The sequence below is a fragment of the Paenibacillus sp. D9 genome, from assembly GCF_001188365.1.
GTDB lineage: Bacteria > Bacillota > Bacilli > Paenibacillales > Paenibacillaceae > Paenibacillus_O > Paenibacillus_O humicus.
In genome coordinates, this window is sequence record NZ_JZEJ01000001.1 from 3,636,315 (window position 1) to 3,656,705 (window position 20,391).

At 50.2% G+C, this 20,391-nt stretch carries 17 protein-coding genes and 1 pseudogene; 8 read left to right on the plus strand and 10 right to left on the minus strand.

From position 1 onward, the window contains the following. Positions 1-29 precede the first annotated feature (29 nt). Entirely contained in the window at positions 30-1,193 is a 1,164-nt protein-coding gene (locus VE23_RS16315) for a response regulator (RefSeq protein WP_049868577.1), read from the plus strand. Positions 1,194-1,220: 27 nt separating this feature from the next. Here VE23_RS16315 and VE23_RS16320 read toward each other — a convergent pair whose 3' ends face one another. Next, positions 1,221-4,313: an ATP-binding protein gene (locus tag VE23_RS16320; protein ID WP_232316980.1), complete on the minus strand. Its 3,093-nt coding sequence runs from the start codon at positions 4,311-4,313 to the stop codon at positions 1,221-1,223. Positions 4,314-4,688: 375 nt separating this feature from the next. Beyond that, entirely contained in the window at positions 4,689-5,285 is a 597-nt protein-coding gene (locus VE23_RS16325; protein WP_049868578.1) for a TetR/AcrR family transcriptional regulator, read from the minus strand. Between the two features lie 209 nt (positions 5,286-5,494). Here VE23_RS16325 and VE23_RS16330 point away from each other — a divergent pair, with 209 nt between their 5' ends. Further along, positions 5,495-5,899: a VOC family protein gene (locus tag VE23_RS16330; RefSeq protein ID WP_021877668.1), complete on the plus strand. Its 405-nt coding sequence runs from the start codon at positions 5,495-5,497 to the stop codon at positions 5,897-5,899. 403 nt (positions 5,900-6,302) lie between these two features. Here the strand turns inward: VE23_RS16330 and VE23_RS27865 are convergent. The 3 genes and pseudogenes from VE23_RS27865 to VE23_RS16340 form a co-directional block, all read right to left on the minus strand. Beyond that, positions 6,303-6,431: pseudogene (locus tag VE23_RS27865) on the minus strand (EVE domain-containing protein); the annotation flags it as partial. Then, positions 6,428-7,012, minus strand: a complete 585-nt coding sequence (locus tag VE23_RS16335; RefSeq protein WP_049868579.1) for a DinB family protein — start codon at positions 7,010-7,012, stop codon at positions 6,428-6,430. The pseudogene VE23_RS27865 and the gene VE23_RS16335, both read right to left, overlap by 4 nt. A 66-nt stretch (positions 7,013-7,078) precedes the next feature. Further along, on the minus strand, positions 7,079-8,026 hold the full coding sequence (locus VE23_RS16340) for a helix-turn-helix transcriptional regulator (RefSeq protein ID WP_049868580.1): 948 nt from the start codon (positions 8,024-8,026) through the stop codon (positions 7,079-7,081). Between the two features lie 869 nt (positions 8,027-8,895). On the opposite strand from VE23_RS16340, the gene VE23_RS16345 reads away from it, so the two are divergent. The 5 genes from VE23_RS16345 (at position 8,896) to VE23_RS16365 (ending at position 13,619) form a co-directional block, all read left to right on the plus strand. After that, positions 8,896-9,219: an ArsR/SmtB family transcription factor gene (locus VE23_RS16345; RefSeq protein WP_048745102.1), complete on the plus strand. Its 324-nt coding sequence runs from the start codon at positions 8,896-8,898 to the stop codon at positions 9,217-9,219. A gap of 20 nt (positions 9,220-9,239) precedes the next feature. Continuing rightward, positions 9,240-10,205, plus strand: a complete 966-nt coding sequence (locus tag VE23_RS16350) for a TIGR03571 family LLM class oxidoreductase (protein ID WP_084781548.1) — start codon at positions 9,240-9,242, stop codon at positions 10,203-10,205. A gap of 30 nt (positions 10,206-10,235) precedes the next feature. Then, positions 10,236-11,243, plus strand: coding sequence for an LLM class flavin-dependent oxidoreductase (locus tag VE23_RS16355; protein ID WP_049868581.1), 1,008 nt, complete (start codon positions 10,236-10,238; stop codon positions 11,241-11,243). Between the two features lie 108 nt (positions 11,244-11,351). Continuing rightward, positions 11,352-12,374 carry an LLM class flavin-dependent oxidoreductase gene (locus tag VE23_RS16360; protein ID WP_049868582.1) on the plus strand — a complete coding sequence of 341 codons (1,023 nt, stop codon included), beginning with the start codon at positions 11,352-11,354 and terminating at the stop codon, positions 12,372-12,374. Positions 12,375-12,590: 216 nt separating this feature from the next. Beyond that, positions 12,591-13,619, plus strand: coding sequence for a zinc-binding alcohol dehydrogenase family protein (locus VE23_RS16365; protein ID WP_048748744.1), 1,029 nt, complete (start codon positions 12,591-12,593; stop codon positions 13,617-13,619). 196 nt (positions 13,620-13,815) lie between these two features. On the opposite strand, the gene VE23_RS16370 is transcribed toward VE23_RS16365, so the two are convergent. Then, a complete protein-coding gene (locus VE23_RS16370; protein ID WP_048748742.1) occupies positions 13,816-14,610 on the minus strand; it encodes an SDR family NAD(P)-dependent oxidoreductase in 795 nt (264 codons plus the stop codon). A gap of 286 nt (positions 14,611-14,896) precedes the next feature. Between VE23_RS16370 and VE23_RS16375 the strand changes: the two genes are divergently transcribed. Continuing rightward, positions 14,897-15,343 (plus strand): GlcG/HbpS family heme-binding protein, encoded by a 447-nt coding sequence (locus VE23_RS16375; protein WP_048748741.1) that lies wholly within the window; start codon positions 14,897-14,899, stop codon positions 15,341-15,343. 128 nt (positions 15,344-15,471) lie between these two features. Here VE23_RS16375 and VE23_RS16380 read toward each other — a convergent pair whose 3' ends face one another. The 4 genes from VE23_RS16380 to VE23_RS27655 form a co-directional block, all read right to left on the minus strand. Further along, the gene (locus VE23_RS16380; protein WP_048748740.1) at positions 15,472-16,611 is read right to left on the minus strand and encodes a zinc-dependent alcohol dehydrogenase; all 1,140 of its coding nucleotides are present in this window, start codon (positions 16,609-16,611) and stop codon (positions 15,472-15,474) included. Positions 16,612-16,793: 182 nt separating this feature from the next. Next, positions 16,794-18,221, minus strand: coding sequence for a GntP family permease (locus tag VE23_RS16385; RefSeq protein ID WP_084781725.1), 1,428 nt, complete (start codon positions 18,219-18,221; stop codon positions 16,794-16,796). A gap of 50 nt (positions 18,222-18,271) precedes the next feature. After that, entirely contained in the window at positions 18,272-19,405 is a 1,134-nt protein-coding gene (locus VE23_RS16390) for a glycerate kinase (protein WP_049868584.1), read from the minus strand. Continuing rightward, positions 19,402-20,268, minus strand: a complete 867-nt coding sequence (locus tag VE23_RS27655; protein WP_049868585.1) for a methyl-accepting chemotaxis protein — start codon at positions 20,266-20,268, stop codon at positions 19,402-19,404. The genes VE23_RS16390 and VE23_RS27655 overlap by 4 nt, the downstream gene beginning before the upstream one ends. Between the last annotated feature and the right edge of the window lie 123 nt (positions 20,269-20,391).

The window sequence follows — 20,391 nt, forward strand, 5'->3', positions numbered from 1 at the left end:
AATGTTCGACAATTAGGGGCTGCGTATGAATGAAAGTCATGCTGGTGGACGATGAGCGGCTGGCGTTAGTCAGGCTGGAAAAAATGCTGGGGGAATTTCACGATTGCCAAGTAATCGGATCCTTCTCGAAGGCAGAGGTAGCGATTCATCATATTGGCGAATTCAAACCCGACGCCGTCTTTCTGGATATTCAGATGCCGGGATTGAATGGTTTGAGGGCAACAGAGAGAATACGTCCTGTCTCGCCGGACACGAAAATCATCTATGTGACAGCCTATGACGAATACGCGATTGAAGCATTCGAACTGAATGCGACCGATTACTTAATGAAGCCGTTAAGGCGCGAACGCTTGGGCCGAACAATACAGCGTCTACGGGAGCGCGTTGTTGAGCATAAATTGGAGTCTTCGAAAGAAGAAGGATTGTTGTACCATTGTTTGGGTGCCATGCAAATCCGGAAGCCAAACGGGGAACTGGAGTTTTTGAAGTGGAGAACGACGAAAGCGAAAGAGTTGTTTGCCTACTTGTTGCATCATCGCGGAAAAGTCATTAGCAAGAATATATTGCTGGAATTATTTTGGCCCGAAATGGATGAACGAAAAGGGCTCGCCAACCTGCAGACGAGTATTAATCGGATTCGAAGCGCATGGAAGGATACAGCCGGAGAAGGCTATGTCACCATCCGATATTCTCAATACGGATATGTCCTTGATTCGAATCAGCTGCGGATTGATGCGGAAGAATGGGAGCAAGAGCTTCGCAGGTTAAGCCCTGTTTCAATTGAACTAGCCCCTGAACATCAGCGATTGGCCGATATGTATCGCGCTAATTTTTATGATGAGGATAATTATGCGTGGGCGGAGAGCGAACGCCAACGGCTCAAGGCACTTTGGCTGCAGCATGCTCGGCAGCTGGGGCAATTCTATTGTTCTCATGACATGAATATCGAAGCGCTGGGAGTTTATCATCAAATACAAAAGAAGGATCCCCTGAATGAAGATAGTTACCTGGCGCTAATGAATATATATGCTCGGCTGAATGACACGGTTTCCGTTACTAAACAGTATGAATTTATGGTTCAAGTCTTGAAACAAGAAGCAGAGGCCGATCCCGGCCCCGGCATATTGGAATGGTATGCACAATGGAAAGAATCCGATAAAAGAGCGGTGCAGGGACTGATCAAATCCAAATGATTCCGCATTGTCTTCACGAATTTAGGCTTAGCCTTTCTTTCCCCTGATTTTCGGCACAATAAAACGGACAATAGTGCCTTGATTGGGGACACTCCGGATTTGCAATCCTGTGCCGTATATTTGTTTCAGTCGCCGATCCGTATTGAACAAGCCGACTCCCGCCCTTCCTTCCAACCGACTGTCCAGGACGCGCTTCACCGTTTCCTCATCCATTCCTATCCCGTTATCCGCAACCGAAATTTCCGCCTCATGTTCTTTTTGGGTAATTCGGATATGAATTTCTCCGCCTTCATCGCGACTCAGAAGGCCGTGTCGTATTGCGTTTTCGACTAGAGGCTGGATGCAGAGCGGGGGGACCAACAAATGAAGCCCTGAGTCGGCCTCCCAGCGAATGGTTAATCTGTCCTCAAATCGTTCCTTTTCGATATACAAATAGGAGCGGACAAGACCAAGCTCATGATCAAGCGGAACGAACCTCTGCAAGTTCCGAAAATCAAAGCTTGCCCGCAAGTAACGGCCGAATGCCTCAAGCAACGCGCTCATTTTATCATGATCGATTTCGCTGAGAGCAGCTATCGAATTGAGCGTGTTGTACAAAAAATGCGGTTGGATTTGCGCCTGAAGCCATGCCGCTTCCATGCGCAGCCTTTCCCGCACGGATTGCTTCAATCCAGTCAATGCCCGTACCCTGGACTTCAATTCCATCGCATCAACAGGCTTCGTCACATAATCGTTGGCGCCATGCAAAAATCCCATCTCTATATCTTCCGGTCTGCTCCGGGCGGTCAAGAGCAGGATGGGGAGCTCCGAAACGGAAAAGCGCTCACGAATAAAACGGGAAAATTCATATCCAGACATATGCGGCATCATAATGTCGGCAATGATCAAGTCCCATTCTCTGGTATCCAGAACGGCAAGTGCTTCACGTCCGCTTGCAGCTGTGACGACAGTATACTTTTCCGAAACAAGAAGATGGCTCAATATCTTTAGATTGACCGCATCATCGTCTATGACCAGAATGTTTGGCCGGTCCGAATCGGTCTCCGATTCAAGTCCGGTATAATCGCCGCAAGGTTCAGAGGCAGCAGCAACAGCCGCTTCTGCATACACGGCCGATCCCGGAGCAATCGCTTCCGGATCGAATTGCCTGAAGGAAGCATCCGATAACGGCAGCATGAAGCTAAATACTGAACCTTGGCCCGGAGTAGAGTCGACCTCCAATGTGCTTCCGTGCAGCTCCACCAGTTTTTTGCATATGCTTAGCCCGAGCCCGAGCCCGCCTCCAATCGCCGTTATGCCAGAGTCCCCCTGCTCGTAGGGCGCAAACATCCTTTGCTGCGTTTCCAGCTCTATCCCGATCCCGGTGTCGGCGACGATGATGTTCACCTTGCCGTCCTTGACCTCGGCCTTTATTGTGATATGTCCTTGATCTGTATATTTCACCGCATTGTGAAGCAAGTTGAACAAAATTTGCGTAAGCCGGTTTTCATCGGCCATGGCACTGGGAAAGTTGGCCGGAATGTCGTTGACGATGCGAATCGGCTTGCCTTCCGTCATGAAACGAAGCATATCGGTCACACCGGATGCGACTCCCTGAACGCGGACACTCTCTATGTGCAAGCAGATGCCATTCTCCTGAAGCCGCGTCATGTCCAGCAAATCGTTGAGCATGTATGACATCCGCTTGCCTACGGAAATAAGCAGCTTCATGTTCTCTTTGTTTTTGTCGTCCTGATCTTTAATTCCGGTATCCAGAACGGTCTGGGCGATGTTAAGAATTCCATGCAGCGGATTCCGCAATTCATGGGACGTGTTGGCCAGGAAATCGTCTTTCAGCTTGTCCGCTTTCTGCAGCTTCTCGGCGAGCTTCACCGTTTGGTTGGAATTATGGAAATAGCGTTTGAACCAGAAAGACGCAAAAGCGAGGAACGCAACGATCAGGTCGATCGGGTAATAACCCATGTCGAGCAGACCCTTAAGATAACCTCCAATGATATTAGTCAAAACACTGATTAGACCGATGACCAAATAAATGGCGTTTTTATCGCTCTTCAGAGCCGTACGCAGCGACAACATCAGAAAGTACAAGCAAGCGAGCAAATCCAGGGTATAGTAGACAGCTAATGCGCTCAGCCCGTACCTGGCTGGCAAAAACACAATCAGCAGCGCCGCAATCACACAGAGCACGAGAAACCAGCGAAACACTCTGTTTTGCGCATGCTCCGGAAAGAGGCTTTTGGCAAATTGCAGCAGGAAGGCGCCTGCTCCAATAAAGGACAGAAGAACGAGTTTAATAGACCACTCGTAGTTGATGGCCGGCAGCCAAACGAGCAAAAGCTTATCATCGTCGAGCAGTGTCATGACAACGGCACTAATAACGAGCATGAAGAAATAGATCAAAGTCTTTTGTCGGGTGCCGATCAGATACAGAATTAGCGCATACAAGGCATGAATCAACAGAACGACACATACGACTATCTGCATGTTGATGGAAAACCCTACTTCTTTGTCCACCGCATGCTCACTGCCAAACTTGATCGATCCTACCAAACCGCCTTGTAAACTGTTGTCATAATTCGCAACTTGTATGACAATATCGATTTCGCCTGTATCCGCCTTGAAAGCGGCGGTATAAGGCAAGCTTCGGGCTGTATACTGATGTTTGATTTTTGCCGGCTGCCCCTCTCTTGCCAAAAGACGATCGTTCACATATAGTTCGGACGAAGTGCGCACATTCGAAACGCGGACGCCATAGGTTAGTTCTTTATCCGGGTTGACCATGACGCGCAAACGATAGGAGCCATAGCCATATGGGGAATTATGCGAAGATATAGACGAGTCCCACTTTCCGGGAACTTGAATGAACAACCTCCCCTCTCCGGATGAGATTGTGCTGGAGTCGCTTTGCATTACAAGCTTGCCTGGATAGAACTCCCACCCTCCATCTAATGTAACCGTGCGATCCTTGGTGAAGTCGAAGCCGCGCAAATCCAACTCGCCCCGAACCGCACGAGGGTGATCCGGCGACGCCTGAAGAAAAGCCCAGATGATTCGAATCAGGATTAAGGTGATAAAGAATGACCCTGTAATCAGGACCGCTTTTCGTTTTGTCATCATCATCCAACCTGTTTCGACAAAACCGAGGCAATTCCTTTGATCATGATGATTAAATCGTGAACATATGCTGATAATGAAAAAAATGCCCCTAACATCTATAGAGCGAAATTTAAAGGTCAGGACATATTGAAACTGCTTGATTTCACATCGCTAAACAAAGTATGTAAAGAGTGCTTTCCCAAACGCATTCCCGTGAAAGAGGAAGCATCTCCTTTTTCACCAAAAAGGACCTCAACTTCCACTGTAACGTGGAGACTGAGGTCCTTTTTTCGAGGACTCGATCGCGTTGCGCCGGGATGCCGAAGCATGTGGGCGCTCAAACCAGATATTCGCTGATCCGCCGCTGATGGCGGGCCAAGCAGCGATAGGCGTCTCGTCCTATAGTGAAGCGAGTACGCGCTTGATGATCGCCTTTACGAACGGGACGTCGATCGGTTCGCGCGAGAACCAGCGGCGGTAGAAGAGCGGCCCCAGCAGGGCCGCGACGATCGTTGACATGTCGGCATCGGCCGACAGCTCGCCCCTGTCTACCGCGCGCTGCAGAACTTCTCGCAGGGGTGCAGCGTGTCCGCGTTGAATCCGACTGTGGATTTCCGCGAACTCCGGATTACGCTCGGCGGTGTCGACGATTGACGGCAGGACAAAGGACCAGTTCGCCGTCGGCAGCAGGTGCGCGATTTCCTCCAGGATAGCTGTGACGTCGCCTTCGAGCGTGCCGGTGTCGGGTACTTCCTGCTCGGCAATCATCCGTGAACAGGCGTCGATCACCAGGGCTTCCCGCGTCGGCCAGTGGCGGTAGATGGTCGTCTTCGCGACCCCGGAACGACGCGACACCTCGTCGACGGTGAAGCTGGCCACACCGCCTTCGCTGAGCAGTTCAAACGCAGTGGTCAGGACGGTATGGCGCGAACGCTCGACGCGTCCATTCACCTTGGCCGACGGCACTCGTTCAGACTTCTTGGACGTTGTCACCATCTTCCCTCCAACATAAATGGACTTAAACAGAGATTCGTTGCCTTAACAGAACCGATTCTTCCCATTATACCATGGCGGCATCCTTGCCGCCGGGACTGTGACCGCGCCAGCGCCCAGAGACGATTTTGCCGTTCACTTGTATTTTTCAGATCAATATGATACGATACCGTATCGTAGCGTTACATTCCATTAGGAAAGGTTGATTTCTCATGAATTTGGCTTCTGTACGCATCATTACCGACGACTTGGATCGGCTTGTCGCGTTCTATGAGAAAGTCACAGGAATTTCGGCGATGCGCCCCGCGCCTGTCTTTGCTGAGTTCGTTCTGCCATCGTGTACGCTGGCGATCGGCCACTCCCAGACGGTACCGCTGTTCGGCGCCGGTTCCGCGCGCGCGGCCGACAACCACACCGTCATCATCGAGTTTCGCGTCCACGACGTCGATGCCGAGTGCGCGCGCTTGAAGCCGCTTGTCGACGAGTGGGTGCAGGCACCGACCACAATGCCATGGGGGAACCGCTCTGCTCTGCTTCGCGACCCCGACGGCAACCTCGTCAACCTATTCGCCCCCGTTACGGAGGAAGCGCTCCAGCGGTTCAGCGGCAGGCCTTGACGGACAGCGCTCCTACGCAAGCGTCCCAATGGAATAGGCCCTGGAACTCTTCTGCTTGCCGCGGAACGTGATGCAACCAGACGCTGATGTCGTGATGAGCCGGGGTCACCGGCGGTCATCATGATTGCGACATCGGCGTCGAAGAAGGCACGGCCCATGTTGGCAGCACGCTGCTTTCCGTTCAATTAGGTCCTCATTCCGCGCCAGGAACAGAATCTAAATTTCGCCGTGTTCAGCTTAATGAGCCGCAGCAATAGCAAATTGCCTTGAGGCAATAATTGGACGAACGATTTTCAAATCTTCCAGATGAATTCCCGTCAAGAGTTTCTCTATCGGTTACAAAATCTTCCTGATCTCGTTGACATTCGATTCTCGCCTCCCGGCAGGGAATATATTCGATGTTCCGGCGGTAAGGCAAGGATTTTCCGTGGCACATCTGGGCGAAGCCGCCACTACCCCCCCGCTGCACATGCGACGCCGAGACGACGCCTATCCAATAAGAGGGCGTTCCGCTTGCCGGCCCAGGTCTCACCCATGCGCCTGCTTCCAAGCGTCGTCCAGACGCATCTTCTGGAGCAAATGATGGCGATAGTGCATCTCGATCAGTCTGAACCATTCCAGCGCGTTCAATCCCCCTAATCGCGGATGGAGAACCGTATTTCGAACGATTTCCTTACCCGGTTCTAATCGCGCTTGGGCAACCGGATTAAACTCCGACGCAATTTTCGCTTCAATCTCGACCATCCGACGTACCGTATCCCGCAATCCGTCGACAAGTTGTTCCTTGCTTTCCGGTTGCGGCGGCGTGTATTGAGGGGACGGGGGAACTCGGATCCGATCCGGCGGGAAGCTCCCCGTCTTGAACAGCTCCTCACCCGGCTTCGTCTTTCCCGCCTGGGAGATTTCCGGACTGCCGCCCGGTTCAAGGCACAATGCGGCGTTCCTCAACTGCATCAACTGCGCGGAACGAATTAAATGCATGTACATCTGACCAAGCGACCATTCGTCCTCCGCCGGCTTCCAAAGCAGCTGATCAAAATTGGAGCCATCCAGCTCTCGAATATATCCACGGACCGTCTCCTCGAATTTATGCAACGTTTCTTTCGTATCCATTGCCGGACCCAGCTCCTTTTGCTTAAGCTGAATCCAGCATACAAAAACGCTACTGACAGCAGTTTGTCAGTAGCGTTCAAGCATTTTTTTGATTTCCTCGCGTACCCGTTTCCGCAGCGATTCCGGCTCCAGCACACGCACCGCGGCCCCCCATCCGAGCGTCCATTGAAGGAGATCCTCCACCCGCCGGACGCGGAACGTCGCCTGCCAGCCTTCTTCCCCCGGCTCGAACGACTCCATATAGAAATTGTCCGATTCCTGAACCCGGTCCGCAATGGCCTCGTCGACCAACATGTGGACGGTCACATTCCGATCATCTATAGACCGGTGATCCTGAAAGCGAAAACCCGGAACGAGCAGGAACGAATCTTCCAGTAAGGCAAGCTCGTTCATGCGAGACAGCCGAAAGTGCCGGATGGCGTGCCTCAGCCCGCAGAACGCAACAAGCATCCACACCCCTTGGGAAAATACGAGCCCGTAAGGATCAACCGTTCGCTCGCCATGACGATATCCGTCCGAATCCGGCAAGTTTTTGGAGTAGCGGAAACGAACCCTGCGCTTCCCCAGAATCGCTTGGCGCAACTGTTCGAACGTCTCTTTTTCCTGCCCGCGCGTTTTCCCCTCTCTTTCGTTCAGCAGCCGAATCGCCGATCGGATCCGCTCGGTCTCTTCGCGTACGTTCTCCGGTAAAATCGCCTCGATCTTCTCCTGCGAACTGCGGGCCTTCGCGCCGTACTCGGCGTCTAGCCTTATTCGGACGAAATCCGCCCCGATGAGCAGCGCCACCGCTTCCTCCGCCGTGAAGCCGACAGGTGGGAGAAAGTAGCCCTCCATCAAGGAGTAGCCTACCCCTGGCGCACCCGCCACCGGAACGCCCGCTTCGCTTAGCGCTTGAACGTCACGGTAAATCGTGCGGATGCTCGTCTCGAACTTGGCAGCCAAATCCTCGGCTCGCAGCACGCCTTTCCGCTGCAGCTCAATGACGATGGCCAACATCCGATCGGTTTTGTTCACATCATCCTCTTCCTTTTCTGAAGCTTCAAAATGACTTCAATGCATTCCGAACTACCCAAGCGATTTTTTGGAATTAACATAGCCTGATAAAACTGATTCATGGTGAAGCCATACGTTATACTTCGCTGTTTTTAAATGTCGTAATGGAATCCGGTATAGAAGAAGCAGCGGCGACAGCAGCTATACACCGGGTATTTGCGGAATCGTCTAACTCAACTCCGAAGCATTCGCTCACCCGATATAATTGACCCTGGAATGCGTGGTTAATTTGTTCCTGGAGGGAGAGCCTTCATCATCACTCTTGATTTTAAAATAAAGAAGACATATTGAGCTCGCCAGCGCCAAAATCGCAACCAAGGTTGAACCTTACTCCTGTTTTTGAATTCGCTCAATAGCCGTTCCCTTCCTCTCCTAATCATATTCCTAGATCCTTTTTTATACGTTTTACCTTGATTCAATCTTATCAGATTGCCAAGTTCATGACCTAGCAAGTACGGTATCAACCTTTAAGCCGCTTCCATTACGCTTGCGAAAGAAGGCTGAATCTTCGCGCTGCCGATTTGGCGAGCCTTCAGAATTTTTAAGGAAGTCGTATGGAATCAAGGTGTTCCAGGTTACCACCGATATTTCCAATAAAGAACAAGTTGAATAGCAATAAATACGTGGGCATGAGATTCAATCCATTGCTGGACCAACGATTTCCACCCCTGTTAAAAGCATACCAATTGATTTTGGGTAAAAAGTAAAGTAATATTTATATATCGAGAATTATCAATATCCTTTTGTTCGATTAGTCTTTACTCATTCCAATCAAAATGGATTTCAATAAGCTCAGAAAGGGGAGAGCGCCGTTGAATCGGGAATCAACGATGATAACTGACGAACAGGCAGTTGAAATTTTCAAGGCTCTGTCCAATCAAATAAGAGTAAATATTCTGCAAATGTTGAAAGAACCTGATCATCATTTTTCCACTCAGGCCCATGTTATCAAAGAAAAAGGCTTTGATGGCGGGGTTTGTGTGAGTGATATTCACAGCAAAGTAGGACTGTCTCAGTCCACCACCTCCCAGTATTTATCTATCCTGTTGCAAAGCGGTCTGGTGGAAATGAAACGAATCGGACAATGGACTTATTATCGACGCAATGAGGAAACCATCAAACAGTTTGAAAAGTATATAGGCTTGAAAATATGACCTTTTAAGGAGGACCAAGGGTGAGTTTTCAACATCATCGCGCCTATAACAGCATGTACCGGAAAGGCAAAATGACACTCGGATTTATCCTCCCGACTGCCAGGATGTCTAAAAATCCGATTATGGAGAATCAGCTGGAGCTTGCCCGTAAAATGGAGGAATATGGCTTTGCTTCATTATGGCTCCGCGATATTACGATGCAGAATTTGAATATTGATGATAACGGCCAAAAGTACGATTTATGGATTTATTTGACCTATCTTGCTGCTTATACGAAGCACATTGCGTTAGTGACAGGAAGTGTGGTTCTCCCTTTGCGCCACCCCGTCAGGGTAGCCAAGGAAGCGGCATCGATCGATCAATTGTTCCCAGGTCGATTGATTATGGGAGTGGCCTCAGGGGACAGGGAAAAAGACTTTACCGCTTTAGGGATATCTAAGCAGGAAAGCGGTCCGTTATTTAAAGAAAATTTCGAAATTCTCGACCGGCTGTTGAAAGAGGATCAGCCGACAATCCACAGCCGCGCCGGGCTGATCGATGGTACAGATATGAGGTTAATCCCAAAGCCTGTATCTTCGATTCCGACCATGGTGACGGGATTCAGCAATCAGTCCATCAATTGGATTGCCAGGAATGGGGATGGGTGGCTTCAATACCCGCGCAGCATGAATGAACAGGCTCAGCTTATCCAGGATTATCGTGCTTTAACTGATGGTTATGCTCCAGGAGAGTTTAAACCCTTCTCTCAAAGCTTATTCATCGATTTATCGGAAAATCCCGATGAAATGCCTGTTCCCATACCTTTAGGCTATTCCGTGGGAAGAAACCGTTTGGTCGATCTGCTTCATCAGTTTCAAACGATTGGCGTCAACCATTTGGCGTTTGTTCTGTATTTTTCCAAACGCCCTCCAGAGGAAGTCATTCAGGAGCTTGGAGAATTTGTTTTACCCTACTTTCCAACCCATAAAGGTACCGGCCAGCTTTAAGAAGTTGATTGTATAGAAGGAGAAAAATGTATGACAAAGAAAATAGACCTTTCCGTACTCGATCCCTCCCCAATTGTCGAGGGAGGATCAGCCGAGCTTTCCCTTCAAAACACGCTTGATCTCGCAAAGAAAACAGAACAATGGGGATATAAACGGTTTTGGCTTGCTGAACATCATAACTGGGCAGGAATGGCGAGCTCAGCATCCCCGATTGTCATTGGACGAGTAGCCTCTGTCACGGAAAAAATGCGTATTGGGTCAGGCGCAATGCTGCTTTCCCATTATTCCCCTCTTTCCGTGGCGGAGCAATTTGGAACATTGGAAACCTTCTTCCCCGGCCGGATCGACCTTGGATTGGGGCGGGCACCCGGCACCGACCCATATACCGCAAATGTCTTACGGCAGCGGGTTGCTGGTGAACCTGATTTTGATGCCAAGCTCCATGAGCTTATCGCTTATCTTTATGGTACAGGAACAGCCACTAAGGATGGTTCCTTTCGCTTTCACGCCATTCCCGGCGAAAAAACAAATGTGCCGATTTGGCTGTTAGGTTCCGGGTCCTATAGTGCCCAATTGGCTGGATTACTCGGGTTGCCTTTCTCTTTCGCGGGACATTTTGCTCCAGGCAACATGATGGAGGCCATCCAACTGTACCGTGATTCTTTCCGTCCGTCTCCATTTTGGGAAGAGCCTTATGTACTGTTATCCGTTCAGGCGGTGGCTGCTGATGAGAAACAGGAGGCACAAAGGCTTGCCACTTCGATGTATCAAAAATTTCTTTTGTTGACCCGCGGACAGCCCTCGCCCATCTTGCCTCCTGTTGATCATATGGACGAGCTTTGGAACGATAATGAACGCAGGGCTGTTGAAGAACAGCTATTCACCTCCATCATCGGGGACCCTGCAGGTGTGAAGCAGCAGCTCCATGAGTTGATAGAAAAGACTGGCGCTGATGAAATCATGGCTCATACTGAGATTTTTGATCATAAGGCAAGGCTGCGCTCTTATGAAATTTTGGCTCAGGCTGCCGTAAATTAAACAGGGTCTAGTTTAATAAAGGATGTATTTTCAGCAGATATTAAATCAGTTGAGTTCATGTGATTTAAATTGAAGCCGTATAAGAAGACAAAGAAAGAAGATGAGCATATGCCTGAAAATAATAGAAAACAACTTACGGATATTCCATTCTCGGTCCTGGATCTGTCTCCAATTGCAGCTGGAAGTACGCCGGCTGATTCCTTTCGCCATACTTTGGAGCTGGCCCGCCTCGCCGAAAAGCTGGGGTATAACCGATACTGGCTCGCTGAGCATCACAATATGCCATTTATCGCCAGCTCTGCAACATCGGTAGTCATTTCCCATGTTGCCGCAGGAACATCAAAAATCCGGGTAGGTTCAGGCGGCATTATGCTGCCGAATCATGCACCTCTTGTTATTGCTGAGCAATTCGGTACTCTGGAATCCTTATATCCAGGACGTATTGATCTTGGCTTGGGCCGTGCGCCAGGCACTGATCAGCTTACCGCACGTGCATTAAGACGCGACTTGAGAAGTTCAGGCGATGATTTTCCTGAGCAGCTGGCCGAGCTCCGGAATTACTTTGACCCTTCCCCGGCACAATATAGTCATGTCAAAGCAATTCCGGGTGAGGGATTAAACATACCTGTCTGGCTGTTGGGTTCAAGCGGATTCAGCGCCCAGCTGGCAGGAGAGCTTGGACTGCCGTTTGCATTTGCGAGCCATTTCTCCCCGCATAACACACTGCCGGCTATCCAGCTGTACCGCCGTTCGTTCAAGCCTTCTAAAGTACTGGACAAGCCGCATGCAATGGTAGGGCTAAACATCATTGCGGCCGACACCGATCAAGAAGCTGAGCGGCTCGCTACAACATTGCAGCAGCAATTCTTGAATTTGATGCGCGGGAAGGAAGTCCCCTTGCAGCCGCCAGTGGACAATATGAATGATATAGCGAGCGGCAATGAAATCGCTGCCCTTCAGAATCAATTAGGAACTTCGATTGTCGGCAGTCCTCAAATCGTAAAAGAAAAGCTGGAAAAGTTTCTGGAAGAAAGTCAAGCCGATGAAATCATGGCAATCGCCCAGATCTACGATCATAAGGCCCGCCTTCATTCCTATGAACTATTGGCAGAAATTACTCCGCTAAAATAGGTCAAAACCGGCCGATCCTTTTTTCTCCTTATGTTTACAGCTTCCCTTAAGGCAATACGGCGGCACACAATTAATTACGGTCCTATTAAAGGTTAAAAATAAGAATGTGATATTTTCTCTTCTTGGTATGGTTCCCCGCGCTGTTTGTAACGGCGAACCGTGTTTTAGTCATTACCTTGCAAAGGGTATACTAGGAACGAAAGGATGTGGTTTATTATGGCTACAATGAAGGCGGTAGGACTAACTCGATACCTTCCAATTGAAAATCCAGCTAGCTTAGTAGATGTAGTTGTGGAGAAACCGAGAGCGATGGGCCGTGACATCTTGGTCAAAGTCATCGCCATATCGGTCAATCCGGTTGACACGAAGGTACGTGCGCCTAAAGACAGAGTTGAAGAAGTTCCTAAAATTCTAGGTTGGGATGTTGCAGGAATTGTTGAAGAGGTCGGACCGGACTGCTCTTTGTTCCGTCCGGGGGATGAAGTTTTTTATGCGGGCAGCATTGCAAGACAAGGCGGAAACAGTGAATACCATCTCGTTGATGAGCGGATTGTAGGGCGCAAGCCAGCTTCATTGAATTTCGCGGAAGCGGCGGCTCTTCCTTTAACCTCTATCACAGCTTGGGAAGCATTATTTACCCGAATGTCGATCTCTCCGGATTCGGACGCCAACAAAGGAAAATCCCTGCTTATCATCGGGGCAGCTGGGGGTGTAGGGTCCATTGCCATCCAGCTTGCAAAACAAGCGGGGCTCATTGTAATCGGGACTGCTTCCCGGCCGGAAACCGTCGATTGGGTTAAATCAATGGGCGCCGACTATACCATTAACCACCATGAGCCGCTCCTTCCGCAGCTTGAAGCGATTGGGTTTTCAAGCGTGCCGTATATTTTCTGCCTGAATGCTTTGGAAAAACACTGGGCCGGCATCAGCGAAGCCGTTTCTCCCCAAGGAGTCGTTTGCGCAATTGATGATCCTGCCTCTCCGCTCAACCTCAATTTGCTTAAGCAAAAAAGCGCCACCTTCGTGTGGGAGTTTATGTTTACTCGCTCGCTTTATGAAACGGATGATATGATCGAGCAACACTTGCTGCTCAATCTGATAGCTGATGCTGTGGATCATCAACAATTGAAGACGACGCTCTCCGAAGTGCTTGGACCGATCTCAGCAGAGCATCTTCGCCAAGCCCACAAGCTATTGGAGAGCAATAGGACGATTGGCAAGGTTGTTCTAGAGAATTTTGTTTGAACATCTGTTCTTGGAAAAGCACAGAATAGAATTCCATTGCCCAATAAGAGAAGAAATAAGCCGACTGCTGGTTGTAGTCGGCTTCAATACATTTCTGAGTACCCTTGAAAGGGTTCCATATAGGTTAACCGCACGAGCGACGTGCGTTAATTGCACTTTTTCGATTCCAATGACTTGATGCTGAGAGGCGATTATTTCAATGAGTTGATTTTTCACTTTTATCCTTTAACCAGCTTTCAAATTCGGAGGCCACAATGCGTTCCCCCGTAATGCCCTCCGCTTCCGGTGAAGCCAAAAAGACAATAGGCTCCGCCATAACCTCCGGCTGCATCAGCCGGAATTTCGCCTCGATCTCGCTGCGCAGATCATCCGGAATCATTCCTGTCGCCGTTGCTCCGCCCGGAAGCAACAGGTTGACCGAAATTCCAACTTCCCTCAGATCCTCCGCCATGATCGCCGACAGCGATTCTGTTGCGGCGCGCGACGGACCGTACGGAACAAAACCCTTTCTTTTCATGGTCTCATGATTCATGGAAATGTTGATGATTCGCCCTTTTCCTTGTTCGATCATGAGTGGGGTGAATCCTCGCGCTACCAGAAAATAACCGGTGAGATTGGTTTCGATAAGATCCCGGAAGCCTGCCGGCGTTACCTTGTAAAAGGGTTGCGGATCCGCCAGAAAACGCGGGTTGACCGTTCGCATCCCGATGCCGGCATTGTTTACAAGGACATCCATTTTCCCCCATTCCGTTTTTACCCATTTCACCGCATCTTCTACCGATCCCTCTGATCTCACATCCAGTGGAAGTTCAAAAACAGTCGCATATCCCTTTTCTTTAAGTTTTTTTACGGCTTCAGTTAATTTTGGCCCTGGACGGGATGCTACTGCTACTTTTGCCCCTTTATCAAGAAGGGCTTCTGCCATGGCATAACCTAAGCCGTCGGAGGCACCGGTAATGATAACATGGACATTCTCCAATGCTTTTACCATTCTTTCACCTCATTCGTTAGAGTGCTTTCTTTCCGTGGAACAATTTCAAAAAGTTCGCATTGATTTCGAAAGAGCCAATTTCGTTTTTCCGGACTGCTCGCCGACATAGATGCCCAGGTTACCAAAAAAAGGAAACCCGACATCTTCGCATGAGAGCAAGAAAAGAAGCGGAAATTTACCCGCTCCATTCATGGATGTACGAATGCTATGATGACGGGATCGAAAGCATACCTAAAGCGCATGATTCATATCATGTATCGAATCAGTCGAGAGGGAGAGGACACAGATGTTGAAAATCACACTGGAAGTCGCCAAAGTGTTGATTCACGCAGCGGAACTCCGGGCAAGGGAGCTCGGGATCGCGGAAGTGATCGCCATCGTAGACGATGGCGGGAATTTCGTTGCTTCTCATCGGATGGACCATGCCTGGCTGGCCAGTGTCGACATCGCCCTTAATAAGGCATGGACGGCGGTAGCGCTAAAAATGCCCACGGCGAACCTTGCTCCGTTGGCGGTCCCGAACGGGGAGCTGTACGGGATCAATACGACCAACCACGGACGCGTGGTCGTGTTTGGAGGGGGGATTCCGTTGGCGTACGAAGGAAGAATCGTCGGAGCGGTCGGCGCAAGCGGCAGTACGGTCGCAAACGACATGGAGGTTGCGAAAGCGGCGGTGCGGGCTTACGCAACCTATCCAAAGGCGCGGATCGGGTCTTCCGGGGGCTTGCTGTAAACCTGGCGGTTTTAGCCCTATAACGAAACTAGGTCCCGCCAATATTGACGAAAGATCGGCTAAACACACGGGGCTGTCCCCCAGGATACAATTCCCCGTGGCACAGCCCCTCTTCTCATTGCCGTCATTTAAGGCTTCAGGACAAATTTAATGCATTCGTCCGCATGGTTGTAAAAGGTGTTGTACGCGTCATGCGCCTGATCGAGCGGCACTTTATGCGTGATGATCTCCGTCGGATCGAACTCGCCTGCCATAATTTTTTTATACAGCATCGGCATGTAATGAATGACGGGCGCCTGTCCCATGGTCAGCTTCACGTTTCGTTCCCAAATGTTTCCGAACATGAACTGGTTGTATTTAGAACCGTATACCCCTGTAATCTGAATTGTGCCGAATTTCCGCACCGCATTCATCGCGATGTTGATCGGGCTGAGCGTTCCGCCAACCAGCTTGGCCTTCTGCTCCTCCTCCTCCAATGGCGTCTTCTTGCCGTCCATTCCGACGCAATCGATGACGACATCCGCACCCCCGCCTGTTATTTCTTTTATATGCAGCCCCATGTCTGTGAAATCTTCAAAGTTGAAGATTTCGACTTTATTCATTTTTTTGGCATGGTTCAGCCGGTACGGGAGATTGTCGACTGCGATGACCCGTTTGGCCCCTTTCATCCAGGCGAATTTTTGCGCCATCAAGCCGACGGGGCCGCAGCCGAGCACCACCACCGTATCCCCCTGCTTCACGCCGCCGTTGTCCACGCTCCAATAGGCCGTCGGCAGAACGTCGGACAGGAACAGGAGCTTCTCATCCTCCAATTCGCATGACTCCGGAATAACGAACGGCATGAAATTGCCGTACGGCACGTAAAGCAATTCGGCTTGTCCGCCCGGATAATTCCCGTAACGTTCGGTAAACCCAAAGTAACCTCCCGTATCCACTTGAGGGTTGGGGTTGGAGTTGTCGCATTGGCTTTCCATTTCATGCTGGCAGTAATGACAGCTGCCGCAAGAAATATTGAACGGGAGCACAACCCGGTCCCCTTTTTTGACCTTTGTCACCTCAGGGCCCACATCTTCGACGATGCCCATCGGTTCATGTCCGACCACGTATCCGGTTTGGGCTTGAATCGCCCCCTGGTATATATGGAGATCGGAACCGCAAATGGCGGTCGAGGTGATCCTGACGATAATCCCGTCCTTTTTCTGAATCGTCGGATCAGCGACCTGCTTCACCTGCATGTCCTTCATGCCATTGAAAGTTACAGCCTTCATAATCACCCTCCTGTTATGGCACGCCTTGAACTTGCATGCATGCTTCTATTATGGAAATGGAGAGTGATGATCATACATTCCATGCACGGTATTTTCGACGAGCATGCCGGTGTAGGGAGCCCTAAAGCACTGCTTTAATAGTACTATTCTTCCTGCATCACTTTTAACAACAGGCGTAGTCCTTACAGGAAGAACAGCCCCATAATCACAACGACGACAATACCGACCAGGCCTTGAACCAATGTCGCCATGGTTTGGGCGCGATAGGCGGTATTCAGGTTCATCCCGGAGAACTGGGATACAACCCAGAAGTAGGAATCGTTAACATGGCTTACGACCATCGCACCGCATCCAATCGCCATTACCGTCAACATTTGCCCGATCGGCACCGATCCCATCATCGTATCGAGCCCCAGTGACGGAATCATGGGCATGACGAGAGTCGATGTGATAACCAGTGAAGCCGTCGAGCTGCCTTGAGCGGTTTTCAGGAGAGCAGCGATAATAAAGACGAAGAGAAGTGCTCCCGCACCGACCATTGCGCTGTTGCCGCCAATAAGCGTCTTCACGTAATCCGCAATCGGGGTTGCGCGGATGACTGCGCCCAATGCGCCGCCTGCTCCCGTAATCATGATGATGATCGCGGAGTCCAGAAGGCCTTCGCTCATCCATTTGGTAAGGGTTTCTTCGTTGCGCTTCGGAAGAAGCCAGAACATGGCGAGCAGCAACCCGATAAAGAGAGCGTTCACGGGTGCGCCGACAAATGTGAAGAACGTATAGGCAAAACCGCTCATCAGCAATTCTTTGTTCCCTTCGGCATCCGTTCCCACAGGGAAGTTGGCGAATGAACCCAGAGCCAGCAAAACGATAGGGACAAGCAAAGGAGCGAACGCTGCCGTTGCCGACGGCAGTTTGCCGAAGCGCTGTTTGTACTCTTCGAATGTTTCCGTTGCTTCATCAAGGTTGGAAGGCAGCTTGGAAGCGACTGTACGAGCCCATATATGGCCTGCCAATGCAACCGGGATGGAAACGAAAAGGCCGATTACGATGACCCAGAATAGTCCGTCCGGACCGATTCCGACATTCGTTGCGGCCGCGATAGGGCCTGGAGTAGGGGGGACAAGCGTATGAGTGGCGTATAAACCGGTTGACAGGGCAACGCCCAGCGTAACGACACTGACTCCCGTCTTCTTCGCCAATGATTTCTTCAGGGAAGAGAGGATGACATATCCGGAATCGCAAAAGACGGGAATGGACACGATCCAGCCGATAATGGACATTGCAACAGCTGGATGGCGGTCACCCAGCAGTCTAAGGACAACGTCGGCCATTTTAACCGCCGCGCCAGATTTCTCTAGAATCTTTCCAATCATCGTTCCGAAGATGATAACGAGACCAATGCTTGTTATAATTCCGCCGAATCCGCTGGTCAGAGTAGCCCCAATGTCTTTGATTAGAGGACCCTCTATACCGTTCAATTTGGCGAGCAGGTTCGTGCCCAAAGCCAGGATGTATGTAGCGGCCACGATGGAAATGAAGGGATGGAGCTTCCATCTTGCTGTCGCGTATACAATGAATACAATACATACAAGTAGAAGGCCTAGTAGAATAGGTCCTAAATTTATGGCTTCTTGAGTAAACCCGTCAGCTCCCACTGCTATTACCTCCCGATCATGTAGATACGAATAAGTTGTTCGGCTTGTTGTTCGAGCAGCTCGGCTGCTTGTTCCATCGCTTCTGAAAGAGACATAGGGCGGTTCATGATGCTGACTACCGCATGGACGCCTTCTTGATATAAGGCATCGATGCCCTTACCTATAGAACCGGATAGGACGATGACAGGTACGCCGTGTTTTCGGGCGATTCTCGCAACACCGCATGGCGTTTTTCCCCGGGCGGTTTGAAAGTCGGTCTGTCCTTCACCTGTAATAACCAGGTCGGATCCTTGTACATATTCTTCGAGGTTAGTCGTTTCAGCCACGATATCGAAGCCCGACTGAAGTTTGCCGCCAAGGACAGCTATGATTGCGCCAGCCACACCCCCGGCTGCACCGGCGCCCGGAACATTGTGGATCGCCACACCGGTAGACGATTTCAAGATGTCGGCGTAATGATGAAGATTGCAGTCAAGTTCGTATGCCATTTCGGCAGTGGCGCCCTTCTGCGGTCCGAAAACATAGGAGGCGCCATTCGGGCCGATAAAAGGATTATCGACATCGCAAGCTACCGTAAAGGTCGATTCCTTCAGCCGCGGATCCAGATCCGTCAAATCGATATGCGCCAAACGCCCTAAACTTCCGCCGCCATAAGGCAGCTCTTTGCCGTCCTCGTCGAGCAATTTTACGCCCAGCGCCTGCAACATACCGGCGCCGCCGTCGTTGGTCGCACTACCGCCGAGTCCGAGTATAAATTTCCGGCAGCCAGAATCAAGACCTGCACGAATCAATTGGCCGAAACCATAGGTGGTCGTAAGCATCGGGTTGCGTTCTTCTTCACCGATCAAGAACAGACCGGATGCCATAGCCAGTTCGATGATGCAGGTAACCGTGTCGCCTGAAACTCCGAAGCCCGAACGTATCTCCAAGCCTAATGGATTCAAGACGTTAGCCGACACCGTAGTACCGTTGGTCTGCTCGACCAAACAATCCATGGTGCCCTCGCCTCCGTCAGCCATAGGCGCGATGAAGATAGCGCTTTCAGGAAGCGCTTTGCGAATCCCTGCTTTTATGGCGAATGCGGCTTCTTTTGCCGACAGGCTGCCTTTAAATGAATCGGGCGCGATGATAATTCTCATTTGATGTCTCCTTGATCCAGTTCCTCCATCAGCTGTTCAATATGAACCACATGCTTCGCGACATCCTGCAGGGCTGCAGCTTGATCGTTAGCCGTGATTTCATTCGCTTTAACTTGCTTCTCGATGTTGCGGAACCTATTTTGGACTTGGGTAAGAGCGTGTTGAATCTCTTTTACGGATTTCTGACTCTTTTGGGCCAGCTTACGTATTTCGGATGCGACGACCTCAAAGCCTCTTCCGGCTTCTCCGGCTCTTGCAGCTTCAATAGCGGCATTCAGGCCGATCAGATTGGTTTGGTCCGCGATTTCATTGATTATCGTCAGAACCTCACCAACATTGTTGACATGCTCGCTGCCAGTCCGTACCTCTTCAGAAGCGGCTGCACTGGCGGATACGAAATCCTCTGAGCTTGCCGTGATTTCCTCAATGGAGGCAGCCATATTTTGCAGCAGCGAGAAGGCGTTGGAAGAAGTCCTGTTCCGCGTAACAGCTTGCTGATAATTCCGAAGCCATAGAATAACAGTCCTTACGGCAACTCTAACCACCGGGCGCATTTCTTGCGGATTACCCGTCATCCCGATGACACCCACACGATGGCCATCGAACTCAATGGGGAGATTGCATCCGGGTCGGACGCCCTCCATTCGAAGTGCGTCTTCTTCCGTTATCATAGCTTCATTCAGGAGGCCTTCCATAATTTTTTTGGCGCCTTCATGAACCGTCCCTTTTCTTTCCGGTCTCGTCGTGGATAGAATAACACCCCCAGCACCCATCAGATTAACGTTTTGTCCGGTTTCTTCATGAAGTATCATCACAATCTCATCTAAGAAGCCCTCTTGCCGTGACAAATCATAAAGACTCATATCGATAATTTCCTTTCCCTTCCGATGCTCAATTTCATTATAGAATGTGCTGATTTTGTTGCAATATATAAAATATACAAATTAGATAGCGCTTTCAATTCAATCTTTTATATATATTGTATA

Coding starts and splice junctions, on each gene's coding strand:
- VE23_RS16315 (WP_049868577.1), top strand. CDS start 30: ATGAAAGTCATGCTGGTGGACGATGAGCGGCTGGCGTTAGTCAGGCTG.
- VE23_RS16320 (WP_232316980.1), bottom strand. CDS start 4,313: ATGATGATGACAAAACGAAAAGCGGTCCTGATTACAGGGTCATTCTTT.
- VE23_RS16325 (WP_049868578.1), bottom strand. CDS start 5,285: ATGGTGACAACGTCCAAGAAGTCTGAACGAGTGCCGTCGGCCAAGGTG.
- VE23_RS16330 (WP_021877668.1), top strand. CDS start 5,495: ATGAATTTGGCTTCTGTACGCATCATTACCGACGACTTGGATCGGCTT.
- VE23_RS16335 (WP_049868579.1), bottom strand. CDS start 7,012: ATGGATACGAAAGAAACGTTGCATAAATTCGAGGAGACGGTCCGTGGA.
- VE23_RS16345 (WP_048745102.1), top strand. CDS start 8,896: ATGATAACTGACGAACAGGCAGTTGAAATTTTCAAGGCTCTGTCCAAT.
- VE23_RS16355 (WP_049868581.1), top strand. CDS start 10,236: ATGACAAAGAAAATAGACCTTTCCGTACTCGATCCCTCCCCAATTGTC.
- VE23_RS16360 (WP_049868582.1), top strand. CDS start 11,352: ATGCCTGAAAATAATAGAAAACAACTTACGGATATTCCATTCTCGGTC.
- VE23_RS16365 (WP_048748744.1), top strand. CDS start 12,591: ATGGCTACAATGAAGGCGGTAGGACTAACTCGATACCTTCCAATTGAA.
- VE23_RS16370 (WP_048748742.1), bottom strand. CDS start 14,610: ATGGTAAAAGCATTGGAGAATGTCCATGTTATCATTACCGGTGCCTCC.
- VE23_RS16375 (WP_048748741.1), top strand. CDS start 14,897: ATGTTGAAAATCACACTGGAAGTCGCCAAAGTGTTGATTCACGCAGCG.
- VE23_RS16380 (WP_048748740.1), bottom strand. CDS start 16,611: ATGAAGGCTGTAACTTTCAATGGCATGAAGGACATGCAGGTGAAGCAG.
- VE23_RS16390 (WP_049868584.1), bottom strand. CDS start 19,405: ATGAGAATTATCATCGCGCCCGATTCATTTAAAGGCAGCCTGTCGGCA.
- VE23_RS27655 (WP_049868585.1), bottom strand. CDS start 20,268: ATGAGTCTTTATGATTTGTCACGGCAAGAGGGCTTCTTAGATGAGATT.